The sequence below is a fragment of the Rhizobium sp. 268 genome (assembly GCF_036571585.1).
In the GTDB taxonomy this organism is placed as follows: Bacteria; Pseudomonadota; Alphaproteobacteria; order Rhizobiales; family Rhizobiaceae; genus Rhizobium; species Rhizobium redzepovicii.
Window position 1 is genome coordinate 80,877 of the sequence record NZ_JAPPSO010000005.1, and the last position, 12,062, is coordinate 92,938.

Annotated in this window: 9 protein-coding genes; 3 read left to right on the forward strand and 6 right to left on the reverse strand. The window is 63.1% G+C overall.

Features of this window, described 5'->3' with window-relative positions; genetic code table 11:
* Nucleotides 1-48: 48 nt before the first annotated feature.
* Nucleotides 49-1,752 (reverse strand): adenylate/guanylate cyclase domain-containing protein, encoded by a 1,704-nt coding sequence (locus tag OS035_RS11340; RefSeq protein ID WP_331813687.1) that lies wholly within the window; start codon nt 1,750-1,752, stop codon nt 49-51.
* 489 nt (nt 1,753-2,241) lie between these two features.
* Here OS035_RS11340 and OS035_RS11345 point away from each other — a divergent pair, with 489 nt between their 5' ends.
* The 3 genes from OS035_RS11345 to OS035_RS11355 are packed head-to-tail and all read left to right on the forward strand — an operon-like array spanning nt 2,242 to nt 3,567.
* Nucleotides 2,242-2,556 carry an ArsR/SmtB family transcription factor gene (locus tag OS035_RS11345; RefSeq protein ID WP_012555415.1) on the forward strand — a complete coding sequence of 105 codons (315 nt, stop codon included), beginning with the start codon at nt 2,242-2,244 and terminating at the stop codon, nt 2,554-2,556.
* On the forward strand, nt 2,553-2,912 hold the full coding sequence (locus OS035_RS11350) for an SRPBCC family protein (protein WP_331813688.1): 360 nt from the start codon (nt 2,553-2,555) through the stop codon (nt 2,910-2,912). The genes OS035_RS11345 and OS035_RS11350 overlap by 4 nt, the downstream gene beginning before the upstream one ends.
* A 43-nt stretch (nt 2,913-2,955) precedes the next feature.
* Nucleotides 2,956-3,567 (forward strand): ATP-dependent Clp protease proteolytic subunit, encoded by a 612-nt coding sequence (locus OS035_RS11355; protein WP_088940766.1) that lies wholly within the window; start codon nt 2,956-2,958, stop codon nt 3,565-3,567.
* Between the two features lie 150 nt (nt 3,568-3,717).
* On the opposite strand, the gene OS035_RS11360 is transcribed toward OS035_RS11355, so the two are convergent.
* From OS035_RS11360 to OS035_RS11380, 5 genes are all read right to left on the reverse strand, one after another.
* Nucleotides 3,718-4,029: a DUF982 domain-containing protein gene (locus OS035_RS11360; RefSeq protein ID WP_183778300.1), complete on the reverse strand. Its 312-nt coding sequence runs from the start codon at nt 4,027-4,029 to the stop codon at nt 3,718-3,720.
* 228 nt (nt 4,030-4,257) lie between these two features.
* Nucleotides 4,258-6,663, reverse strand: a complete 2,406-nt coding sequence (locus OS035_RS11365) for a protein kinase domain-containing protein (protein ID WP_331813689.1) — start codon at nt 6,661-6,663, stop codon at nt 4,258-4,260.
* Nucleotides 6,664-6,707: 44 nt separating this feature from the next.
* On the reverse strand, nt 6,708-7,889 hold the full coding sequence (locus OS035_RS11370; RefSeq protein WP_331813690.1) for a serpin family protein: 1,182 nt from the start codon (nt 7,887-7,889) through the stop codon (nt 6,708-6,710).
* Nucleotides 7,890-7,903: 14 nt separating this feature from the next.
* A complete protein-coding gene (locus OS035_RS11375; RefSeq protein ID WP_183777823.1) occupies nt 7,904-10,432 on the reverse strand; it encodes a trypsin-like serine protease in 2,529 nt (842 codons plus the stop codon).
* The gene (locus tag OS035_RS11380; protein WP_183777824.1) at nt 10,429-12,045 is read right to left on the reverse strand and encodes a caspase family protein; all 1,617 of its coding nucleotides are present in this window, start codon (nt 12,043-12,045) and stop codon (nt 10,429-10,431) included. The genes OS035_RS11375 and OS035_RS11380 overlap by 4 nt, the downstream gene beginning before the upstream one ends.
* Between the last annotated feature and the right edge of the window lie 17 nt (nt 12,046-12,062).

Here is a 12,062-nt window from a genome sequence, read left to right on the forward strand (position 1 = left end):
CAGCTTCCGTAGGCTCCACAAAATCCGAGGCCTGAGAGACGTCCCGCATCACTCAGGCAGGCCGGCCTTTCGGAAGCCGTCGACAAAGTGGTCTCGTACAGATGCATCGCGCAGCGGCTGGGAGCTGAGCCAATGGCCGATCGTGAAATGAGGGTGGGCGATCAGGAACAATTCTGCTTCTCGCCGCGCCTCCTCACCGTGGCCCAACTGCGCAAGCGCAGCAGCCAGGAATTTGCGTGAGTTGGTACGATACGTGTCTTTCTTGCGGAGCGTAGCGGTTGCCGCCTCATAGTCACGCGCGGCATATTGCGCCTGCCCAAGATGGCAAAGATACCAGCAGGGTGGGTAGGGATTGAGCCGCAGAGCTTTTTCGATCTGCGCCAGTCCGTCGGCAACCCTGCCGTCCAGCACTGAGATATCAGACATGGCGGCCCAGGTGTCGGCGTGGTTGGGGTCCAGCTCCAGGGCCTTTGCGAAGGCGGCCTCCGATTCCACCCATCGCCGCTCATAGGCCAGAATGGTCCCCAGAACGTAACGGCAGCCGGCATCGTTTGGATCCAGCTCGACCGCCTTCTGCGCCGATGTCGTCGCCATCTCACGGTTAGGATCTTCGGGCTCGCCGAAATGAGTCCAGGCAAGCCAACGGTTATAGGCGAGCAGACCGAGCGCCTCGGCATAGGATGGCTCGAGCTTAACCGCGCGCTGGAGCAGCATATAGGCCTCACGCTCGGTTTGCGGCGACTCTTCCGTCAGGAGGCGGGCGCGCACACACAGGTCGTAGGCCTCAAAGTTCTTCGGCCGATTGCGCGGCGTCGGGATGGTCAGCCGGCCGACGAGGGCTTCGACAATCTTGGCGTTGACTTCATCCTGCAATTCGAAAACATCTTCCACCGTCCTGTCGAACCTCTCGGCCCACAAGTGCCCGCCGTCAGCTGTGTCGACCAGTTGGGCGTTGATGCGGACACGGCCCATTGCGCGTCTGGCGCTCCCCTCCAGGACGTAGCGGACGCCGAGTTCCTGGGCGACCAGCTTTACGTTGACCGGCTTGCCCTTGTAGCCGTAGACGGAATTGCGCGCGATGACGAACAGGCCGGCCGTACGGGAAAGGTCGGTGATCAGGTCTTCAGTCAAGCCGTCGACGAAAGGCGCGTCGGCTTCATTCCCACTCATGTTCGTGAACGGCAATACAGCGATCGACGGACAGTCGGGCAGCGGCAATATGCTTTCCAGCGCATCCGGCCAATGCCACACGTGGACGGGGCGAGTCAGGTTCTTCAGGTAGCGTTCGCCTGCGTCGAAGAACCGGTCGCCGATCTTGCCGACGATCTCGTCGTGAACGCCGGCTGAAATGCAGATACCTCCCGGCGCGGCCTGCGTCTCCAAGCGCGCCGCGACATTGACCCCGTCGCCGAGGACGTCTGAACCATCGTCAATGACATCTCCCAGATTGACACCTACACGTAAAAGTAGTCGTCGATCTCCGGAAGCCCCGACAGTCGTGATGGCCCGCTGCATTTCCAGCGCTGCTTCGACCGCGTCCACCGCGCTGCCGAATTCGATCAGGAAGCCGTCGCCCATGACCTTGAAGATGCGACCGTTGTGGCGCGTCACAGCCGGCTCGATAACGCCAGAACGGAGTTCCCTGAGGTTCGCCAGCGTTGCGACTTCATCAGCCTCCATCAGGCGTGAATATCCCACCACATCGGCAACAACGATGGCAGCGAGACGACGCTGAAGAAATTGATCTGTCATGTGAGGACAAACCCAACGACCAAATTAGCAAGTTATTGTTCAACTGCGGGTGAGTCAACAAGCCGCAAGAGGTAATGTCCAAGCGGTCTCCACCTCCATTGACTCGGTAGCCTTCTTTGTGACTGGCGGCGTCGAGGTGGACGACACGGAAATCTGTACCACGGAAAGCAGACGGTTCTTGAATGTCTGTTGATGGGGTCGAGCGGGGCTTCGGCGGAAGTGCCCAGTTCTGTTCGCGAAATGGCACCGGGGGAGACCCGAACTGCACTGCGCTAAGCCTGCATTTCTGGCTAGCTCTCCAGACGCGGCCAGTCTCCTTCTGCCCCAACTCGGACATACGTCGCTTATGAACTGACGTCCGCTGTGGGCGCAAACGTGATGTCCAAGGCGGGTTTGCCCCTCGACTGACGAGCTATCTTCGCAGCGACACCAGAAAGCCGCCACAAAAAGAAGCTTGCAAATCAGATAAGTGTATGCTTATGTGTCGGCATGATCGAGAATGACTTTTTCCGGGCTTTGGCAGACCCGACCCGCCGCGCGATCTTTGAGAAGCTGGCGGCAGGGAGCATGAACGCCAGCGCCTTGCGCAACGGCATGGAGATCAGCCAGCCGGCAATGTCGCAACACCTTGCGGTTCTGCGGAGTGCAAAGCTCGTGAGGGAACAACGGCAGGGGCGTTTCGTGAACTACGAAGTCGATCCGGAGGGGCTGGCTCTGATCGCTCAATGGCTGGCGAAGTATCGCGCCTATTGGCCCGACCGCATCGCAGCTCTTAAGGTCTTGCTGAAGGACATGGATCAATGAACGAACAAAAGATCGAGGAGCAGGATAGCGGCGTCGAGCTGGAATTTGACTTGGGCGATCCGCCGCACAAGGTCTGGCGCGCGCTCAGTATTCCCGAATTTCGGGAAAGGTGGTTGCCAAAGGAGGCATTGGCCGATTCCGATGCGATCGCCGTCACCCCCGGCCAAGAAGTCCGCTACAAGCTGCGCGACGACAGCCCACCATTCATTGAAAGCACCGTGACGTTCACGATCACCCCGAATGCCACGGGCGGAACCTGCCTTCGGATCGTCCACGTACTGACGGATGCAAGACTCGATGGAATGACAAGAGCGCCGGCGAACAGCAACAGTCCGCCCCTCATGCTCGCCGCCTGACGCGGCGAGCCTCACCCTAAAAATCTGGAAGTGGAGGTCGCCGATGCGCGAAGCGATGCAGCTCGTCCCTATGGTCGTAGAACAGTCCAGCCGGGGAGAACGATCATTCGATATTTATTCCCGGCTTCTGCGCGAGCGGATTGTCTTCCTCAATGGCGAGGTGAACGACACCGTTTCGGCCCTCGTCTGCGCACAGCTCCTGTTTCTGGAAGCAGAAAACCCCAAAAAGCCGATCTACCTCTATATCAATTCGCCGGGCGGCGTCGTGACCAGCGGCCTCGCCATGTACGACACCATGCGCTACATCCGCGCGCCGGTTCACACGCTCTGCATGGGCACGGCTCGCTCCATGGGATCGTTTCTCCTGATGGCGGGCGAGCCGGGCGAGCGGGCCGCCCTGCCAAATGCAAGCATCCTGATCCACCAGCCATCAGGCGGCTTTCAGGGGCAGGCGACCGATATGCAAATTCACGCCGAGGAAATCCTAAAAACAAAGCAGCGTATGACGCGGCTTTACGCCGAACATTGCGGGCGCTCCTATGAGGATTTTGAACGCGCCATGGACCGCGACCGCTTCATGACGTCGCAAGAAGCATTGGAATGGGGCTTGATCGACAAGATCATGCAGATCCGCGAAGCCCCGGCCGATCAGTAAGGGATATGGCCTTGGTGTCGCTAAAATCGCTGGAGATCATGAAAGTCGTGCCGTGTGGCCCCCTCATCCGCCCTACGGGCACGGCGACAACGGTGATGAATCCATCCTTGGATGTCGGCTGCTGGCGCAAACGTGAGGTCTCAATCGGGGCTATCTTTGCGCCTTCGACGGCAGGTCCGGTCGTCGCGCTGCCACGCCCTGCGGGACCAGACAGAGAGCGGCGATACCGGCCTCTTCGGCCGCGCGCAGAAGCGCTTCGCGGAATTGTTCCGGGGCAATTTTGCCGCTGATGGCGTCGACGCAGGCTTTCACCGCAGCCACATATTCTTCGCCGTCATCGAAAGGCCAGTCGTTCATCAGGAGACGCGCCGCGTCTCCAAGCGTCCATACGATCTTGCGAGATGCCCGACCTCGCAAAGCAAAACCGACCGGCGTGAATGTTGCTGATGTGTTCCAGCACATTATCCTCGACCCCTCAAGGCGGGAATACTGCAATCCCCACTTTTTATATACGCGCATTTTATGAAAGTTGGAATTGAAATTTCGTGAAGCGTACCGCTTGAGCGCGAGGCTGCCGAATGAGGAAAAAGGGCGCCCTGCAACCTCATTTTCAAACGCTGCGTCGACACGTGTTGCACCGATTGAGGCATGCGGGATTTCTTCCCTTTCGATCTCCACCCGTCGGTTCAGTCACCGCAATTCGGCGGTGACCCGGAAGATGCCGCCGGCCGATGCGTCGGAGCAGACGACAAAGGTCGACCCTTCCTGCGCCATGAAGGCGACGTTGCCGCCGGCTTCGCAGGGGGTGGCGCTCCATTGCAGGAGGATGTCGCCATTGTCGGGCAGTTTTTCCGTTTCCATCTTTGTCGCACTGGCCATCCATTCGGTTGCCGACGGCAGGTGAACGGGGGCGTTCAGCTGTTTCGACAGCCAGGCGGTATAGTTCTGCGCCACGGCAAGCGGCACGTCGTCAGCCGGCTGCTCGGGGTTGTCGGCATAGGCCTGTGCCGAGGCGGGATCGGAGTTGGCGGTGTAATAGGCCGCCATCTCGGCGCGGGTGACGGCCTTTGCCTGCATGCAGAAGGATTTTTCGACCTTCACGGCGCCATTGGCGACGCCGAGCATGCCGCCGAGCTCCTTCATCGAGGCGGTCATCAGCCGGACATTCTCCAGCGAATAACTTCCCGCCGGCACTTGCTCGAAGGCAAGGGTCGGCGAAACCGGGCAGAAGCCGCGCGCCGACAGCGCCTCGAGATCGGCAAGGATCGGTTTGTACGCGACGACGGCGAGCTTATAGGCCTCGGCGCTATAGCGGCCATCGGCCTCGCCGATTTTCGGCGCGAGTGCGGCAAGCGTTGGATCGGCCGCGCCGGCGCGGGTGGCGATCGAGGCGTTGAGATCGGCGACCTTCAGCTTCAGCGCCGTCGCCTCGTCCTTTGCCGCCATGACGTCGGCGATGAGGGCGTCGAAAAGTTTGGCGGCGTCGCCATAGCCCGAGGTCGCCGCCGGCATCTGCCATTGCTCGGCCTTGGCCTTGGCATCGGTCATCAGGCCGCTCGCCTTGGCGACGTCGGGGCTATCGCCGGCGCCGATGCGATTGACGGTTTCGCGCTTTGCCGCCGCGTTCTTTTCGGCCGCTGCCAGCGCGGTCAGCGCCTTGGCGAGATCGTCGAAAGCCGCTTTCGAGGCGTCGTAATTGTCGATGGCGCCGTGCATCTGCTTGGCGGCGGCGCTGTCGGCGGCAGCCTTCAGCTTGGCGTCGGCCTCGGCGAAGCTCGGCGCCTTGTCGCCGCCGGCAGCCGAGGCTGACGCTTTCGCCTTCTCGGCATTCTCCTTCGAAATGGCGATCAGCGCATTGCCGAGATTGATGGCGGCAGACTGATAGCCCGGAAGGGCCTTTTCATAGTCTTCGTCCTTGAGCAGCGCATCGGCGGAGGTCAGCGCCGCCGCACCGGTGTCGTAGGAAAGCTTGGCCTGGTCGCTGGCCGGGCGTTCCGGCGCCTTGGCGGCGATCGCCTTCTGTTTGCGGCTTTCGGCTTCCTTCTTCCAGGTGCCGACATCAGCGACGAGTTTCGGATCCGGGCGGAGCAGTTTCGGGATCGTGACGACGCCGACACCGATGCAGATCAACAGCAGCGCTGCGATCATCGAAATTTTGACAGGCGTCCATTTTTTCGGCTTCGGCACCTCCGGCTGCTGCGGCATGCCGCCGCGCGGATCCCAGGACATCGGCTGAATGCCTGTCGTCACCCTCGTGTATTCGCCGAGCGCATCGGCGCCGGTGCGCGGGCGCTGGGCCGGGTCGCGGCTCAGCATCCTTTCGATGAGGCTTGCAAGACCCTCGGGAAAGCCGGGGATCAGCACGTCGAGCCGGGGAAAGATGTTGGAGGGATCGAGATGGATGTTCTTCCAGCTCTGCTCGCGCTGGTGCTCGTCTTCCCAGACCATGACGCTGTCGAAGACGCTGTTATAGGTCTGGCGCGGCAGGAAGAGCTTGTAGGCGATCATGCCCATTGCATAGATGTCGAGGGCCGCGGAGGCCGAGAAGGTGCCGCTGGCATAGATCTCCGGCGCGCCGAACTCCGGCACATAGGGCGGGATGATGTGCTCGCCGATCTTCGAGATCAGGTGCAGATTGCCGATCCGGACCGACAGGCCGGAATAGTCCTCGGAAACATAGATGCACTGGTCCGTCAGGGCATTATGAGCGTAACCGGCGCCGTGCAGCGTCGCCAGGCCCTCGAGGATGTGGCGGCCGATTTCGGCGGCGCGCTCATAGGCCACCATTTCGGTTTCGTCGAGATACTGGTGCAGCGTCTTCGACGGCCGCTTCTCGACGATATAGAAATTGTCATCTTCCGGCGACGGCGGGATCAGATCCTCGATTTCGACGAAGCGCCGTGCGGTCAGGGATTTCGCCTCGTTGATGGAGGTCCAGACCCGCTCGAAACGCGCCTTGTCCAATTTCAGCGCCACATCGGGGGCGACGATGAAGACCGCATGGTCCATCCGCTTGTCCTGGGCGGGATAGACGATGAACTCGTTCTCATAGACCGGCTCGCCGATCGTGTAGCGGGCGATCAGATCACTTCTCATGCACATGTCCCCCTGCAATCATTGGCATTCCATGAAACCGCATTCTATTCGCCTGCCAGAAGCGGATCGCCGATCAGACCTGCGGCGAGCACCAGGCCGGTTCTTGTATCCCTGAGCGCGAAGGCAAAACGGGCATCGGCGACGACGCGAACGAGTTTCGGATCGATGCTGCGTTCGGTGATTGCTGCCGTGGCTGCCGCCGCCTCCGTGCCGTTTTCGTCGAGCTTGATCATCGTCTTCTGAAGAACGCGCGACAAGCGAATGTTTTCCTTGGTGAAACCCGGGAAAGCCGCATCCTTGGCCTTCCCGGCCGCCAGGCCCATCTGATTGATCACCGGCATCAAATCACGCCCGTCGCTCAGGGAAAAGCGGGGAAGGAAGATTTCACCCTTGGCAGGTTCGAATTTTTCCCCCTGCAGCCAGGAGGTCAAGGCCTTCAGGTCGGCGCCGCCGACCCCCTTGCCGGAGCGCGCCGCCACCACGACCATGCTGTAGCTTTCGCCCGCATAGGCAAGATCGACGGCGGCGAATTTCTCGTCGAAGCGGAATTTCTGCCCATCGCCTGTAAGATGCATCATCGGCACCGAAATCGTCGAACCGTCCGGCCGCTGAAAGGGGCTTGCCGGGCTTTCTTTCTCGAAGGAGGTCTTCCAGCGCGCCTTGAAGGAGAGTGCGCCCAGGCTGACGAAGCCGCCGCCGGGCGGCGCGTCGAGGATGGCGGGAATGGCGCCCCGCGTCGTCTCCTTGACCCAGCCATTGATATGCTCGACCGAGGCCGGTCCGTCGAGATCTTCGATCGAGGGTTTGATCCGGTGGGTGGCGAGCATGGAAAGCGCGTCGGGGGCGAGCGCCAGCTTGTCGTCGAAGACGATGGCAACCGCCGTCGCCAGAGGCGCATCCGCGGCTGCCGGCTTCTCCGGGCTCATGGCGGCAAGCACCGTTTCCGGCCCCTTCACCTCGCTGCCGAAGCCGAGGCCCTTGGCGATTGCGGCCTTGCCTTCGGCGGAGGCGCCGAGGCTGGCAAGGCCGAGGGCTGCGGCAAGGCTTGCCGGCGACACCATGATATTGGCGGCCCCCTCCCTTGCCAGCGTGCGGTCGATCAGTTCGGCGGCAAGCCCCGCCTGCGCGGCGAGCATCGCCTTGCCGTCGCCGGAGTCGTCGGCATGGGCTGGGGCAAGCGTCAGCAGCGAAGCGGCAAGACCCGCCAGCAGAGTGGATTTCGGCATGGGTTCCCTCCTCTTCAGCGGATGCGGTAGAATTTGGAATCGAACGACCACTTGCCCTGGGCGCCGCTCTCGTCGTCGCCGACGATCCTCAATGTTCGGGCGAGATCGTAGACATAGTTGAAGGCGGCGCGCTGGCCGACGAGCGGCGTCGGCACATCCGGCAGGTCGAGCACTTCGATCGGCTTGTCGCTGAGAATGGCGACGACCATGCCGACGCCGGCCGGCCCCTCCACCACATATTCGAAGCCGGTATAGGGATTGCGCGCATCCGGCACGACGACCGGACGGGCCGGATCGAGCCGGTTGTCGCCGCTCTTGGCGGTCGGTTTCAGCCCCATCGAGCGCTTGTTCGGGTAAAGCTGGGTCAGCTTGCCGGAGGCGTCGATATCGACGAGGATCAGGTAACCGGACTTCTTCGTGGAGACGCGCATCGCCACCTTGTCGCCGATGCCGACCGAGGTGCCGGGCAGCACGTCGACGGCGACGCCCGCCTCATTGTCCGTCTTCAGCGTATTCTCGACGGCGGCGACCGGGGTTTTCGCCTCCTCGCCGGTGATGACATCGCGGCCGAGCGCATCCGGCTGGCCATAAAATTGCGGCACCGGCGTGAAGCGGCAATCCTGCGCATGCGTCCGGCAATATTCGTCGGATTTGCGCCTTACATAATCGAGCAGGGCGGCGTTGCTGACATTCGGCTTGTCGGCGGCCCGCGCCACGCCATCCTGCACACCTTCGATGAAGCGGCGGGTGAAGACGCCGACGGGCGGCCTGGCCTCGCGGTCGACGAGCGCCCATTGGCCTGAGTTGACCGCCGACCAGACCATGGCGTTTTCGCCGCCGAAGGAGAATTTCGCCTCCTTGCCGGATTTGTTCGGCGGTTCGAGCTCAGCCAGCGCCGGGCCGAGGCAGCGCACGGAGCCGGAGGGGGCGGCCACCGCGCTGCGGCTGCCGGGCCCGACATGGCAGGCGTCGATCAACAGCGTGACGCGGCGGTCCTTGAGGCTGTTCAGCCGTGCGGCGATTTCCGTTTCGCGGATCTGGTTGGTGACGGTCACCTTGCCGGCCTCGCGCACCAGCTTGGCGTCGGCTGCGACAAGCGTCGGGCTGGTTGTTTCCTCGGCGCCCATTTCCTCCGAGCCCTGGCCGCTGAAATAGAGGAAGACCCGGCTTCCAGGCGTCGACTGGCGCACCAGCCAGTCGTCGATTTCGGCAAGGATCGCCTCGCGGGTGGCCTTGCGATTGGTCAGCGTGTGAATCTGTTCCGGGCGGTAGGCGAGCGTCTTCACCAGGAAGAGCTGCATCGCCTTGACGTCGCTGGCGGAGCCGGTGAGTTTTGCCTCGCGCATCTCGTAATCGTCGATGCCGATCAGCAGCACGCGGTCGCCGGGGGAGCCTTGGATGCCGGGTGCCTGGAGAGCGGGTGCCTCGGCAACAGGTGGCTGGACAGCGGGTTCTTCGGTGGCAGGCTTGGTGGTCGGCGCGGTATTGTCGGCGGGCGTTTCGCTCGTGGCGGCAGGAGCGGTATCGCCGGCGGGCGGGGTGGTGATGGCGAGGTTCGCCAGTTTCTGGCCGGATTGTCTGAGCTTGCTCCCGGGACCGGTGGTGGTCGAGGCGACCTGATCGGCGGCCGGCGTTTCGACATTCGGCACGTCGCCATCGGTCTTAGCGGCGATCCAGTCGCGGAAGGCGGCGACGCGGGTATAGACGCCGTAGTGCTCGGCCTCGGCGCAGCCGGCACCCCAGCTGACGATGCCGAGCTGGATCCAGCTCTTGTCCGGGCGCTGGGCCACCAACGGCCCGCCGCTGTCGCCCTGGCAGGCATCCTTGCCGCCTTCGGCATAACCGGCGCAGACATTGCGTTCGTCGATCGGGTTCATCCGCATCGAGCTGTCGCGATAGGCGGCACGGCAATCCTCGCGCGGGACGATCGGCAGCTCGACTTCCTGCAACTCGGTCGGCAGGTATTTGTCGTCCCAGCCGTGATCGGCCTTGGTGTAGCCCCAGCCGGTGACGACAGCCTTATGGCCGGCCGCCTCCACCTCGTCATCGGAGGCCGAGGCGAGGACCGCCGGCCTGGAGACGGCGGGTTCGGCAAGTTTGATCAGGGCGATATCGTTGGCAAAGACCTTGCGATCGAAATCCTCGTGAATGACGACGTCTTCGACGGCAAGGCCGGGTTTATCCGGCCCGTCGACCGAGATGACCTTGTCGATCTTCGACTTGCCCTCGACGATCAGCAGATCGCGGGCGAAGAGATCCTGCTTGCCGGAGCGGCCGCTGGTGACGCAGTGGGCGGCGGTCAGGATCCAGCGCGGCGCAATCAGCGAGCCGCCGCAGTGGCCGCCGAAGCGGCCGCGCTGTTCGGGATCGGGCGCCAGAATTTTTACCTGCCAGGGCCATTGGCCCTTCTTTGCCGCCTGGCCGCCGATGACGCGGCCGCCATCCTCGCCGGCAAAATCGGTATCCTGCTGCGCAAGGACCGGTGAGGCCAGCAGAAGCATGACGGCCGCAACGTTGAGGATGCTGCTGATCGACGCGCTCATAGCTTGGCTCCGGCGGAGGTATAGAGGACGGAAAATCCGACGCGGGCGCCCTCGGGCAGGACATCGCCGAGCCGCCTGGCGATATTGCCGGCGGTGCGGCGCCTGTCGTTCTGCTTCAGGAATTCGACGAGTTCGGGCATCGGGGTTTCGGAGGTGACGGCGACGAGCAGATCGGTGCCGAAGGGGGCGACGACCGACAGATCGAGGTCGAAATTCGCAGGCATCTCAGCCTCGGCATCTTTCTCGCCGGGATAGAGGAACTGCACGGTTCCATCGCCGGTGACGTCGAAGAGCATCAGCTTGCGGCCGGCTAGATCGGAGACCGTGACGCCGACGCGCTCGCCCTCGCGGTGGACGGTGTCGGACGGCGTGACGCGCACGGTCTGCGGATTGACCTCCGACAGCCGCTTCAGCGTGTCGAGCGCGGCCATCCGGTCGACGACGAAAGGCATGTCGCCGGCGCCGATGCCGGAGGCGACGACATCGCCGCCGGCAATCGCCTCGTGCTTTTCGGGATCGAAGACCAGTTCGGCATGGACGCCATCCGTCAGCTTGAACGGCGTGACGGCCGGCTCGATGCCCTGCAGCACCGCTTCGGCCCCAAGGGCGGCAATGCTGATCGGCGCGGGCTCGACGGGCGGCGGAGCGTTCGATTTTTCCGCCGCCGCCTGCGCCCCTGCCCCCTGGTAATCATAGACGACGGCGCGGTCGAGATCGGTTCCGGGCGGGCTTTGGGTGAAGATATTCTGCCGCTGGTCGGTGAACTGATAGACCGCCTGGCGCACATATTCGAAGAGTTCGCGGCGGCTGACGGCGCCGTCGCCGTTGCGGTCGGCCGCCCCTTCGAAGGCGCGGGCGGTGGCATAACTCAGCGCGCCGCGTTTCTGCGGGATGCCGGGAATGGAGATTTCGGGCGATTTGGTGTTGTCGTCAACGGCGGCGAGGAAGGTCAGCCGCTTGAAATCGAAGCCGGTGGAGAGCGCGTCCGCCGTCGTCGAGATCGGCGCGAGGTCGTCCTCCTCGATCGTATAGGACGGCGCCTGGCGCCAAGTGATCTCGGCGCCGCGCGGATCGACATCGCGGGTCATGCCGCCGGCATGGCAGGTATCGGCGATGAAGACGACATCGGCGCCCTTGGCCTCCAGTTTGTGGATCAGCACCTTGAACTCGTCGCCGAAGATGCGCTCGCGCGATCCGGGCAGGCGGGTATCGAAGCCGGCGAGCACATAGACCTCGTCGCGGCCGCTCGGTTTCGAGCCCTTGACGCGCTCCGGCTCGCTCGAGCCGTGACCGGCGATGCCGAGAACGACAAGATCGCCGGTCCCTGCCCGTTCCGTCACGGCTTCGATCGCATGGAAGATGCCTTCGCGGTCGGCCTCGCCGTTTTTCAACAGCGTCATGTCCTCGACGCCGACCGAACGCAGGGAAAGGGAAAGGTCCTCGGCATCGGCGACTGCGCCGTGCAGCGGCGGAACGTTGCGGTAAAGGTCTATGCCGATCAGCACTGCCCGGACGGCGCCGCGCTCCGGCGCCTCGATGGTTTTTGCCAGGGTCTCTGTCGCCGCCAGACTGAGGAGGGCGAATGCGGCGGCCATGGAAACGGATGCGGACATGGCCAAACTCCCCTCGC

Excerpts from the sequence above, each read along its gene's own strand:
- OS035_RS11375 (WP_183777823.1), bottom strand. The coding sequence starts at position 10,432 with ATGAGCGCGTCGATCAGCAGCATCCTCAACGTTGCGGCCGTCATGCTT.
- OS035_RS11355 (WP_088940766.1), top strand. The coding sequence starts at position 2,956 with ATGCGCGAAGCGATGCAGCTCGTCCCTATGGTCGTAGAACAGTCCAGC.
- OS035_RS11360 (WP_183778300.1), bottom strand. The coding sequence starts at position 4,029 with ATGTGCTGGAACACATCAGCAACATTCACGCCGGTCGGTTTTGCTTTG.
- OS035_RS11345 (WP_012555415.1), top strand. The coding sequence starts at position 2,242 with ATGATCGAGAATGACTTTTTCCGGGCTTTGGCAGACCCGACCCGCCGC.
- OS035_RS11350 (WP_331813688.1), top strand. The coding sequence starts at position 2,553 with ATGAACGAACAAAAGATCGAGGAGCAGGATAGCGGCGTCGAGCTGGAA.
- OS035_RS11370 (WP_331813690.1), bottom strand. The coding sequence starts at position 7,889 with ATGCCGAAATCCACTCTGCTGGCGGGTCTTGCCGCTTCGCTGCTGACG.
- OS035_RS11365 (WP_331813689.1), bottom strand. The coding sequence starts at position 6,663 with ATGAGAAGTGATCTGATCGCCCGCTACACGATCGGCGAGCCGGTCTAT.
- OS035_RS11340 (WP_331813687.1), bottom strand. The coding sequence starts at position 1,752 with ATGACAGATCAATTTCTTCAGCGTCGTCTCGCTGCCATCGTTGTTGCC.
- OS035_RS11380 (WP_183777824.1), bottom strand. The coding sequence starts at position 12,045 with ATGTCCGCATCCGTTTCCATGGCCGCCGCATTCGCCCTCCTCAGTCTG.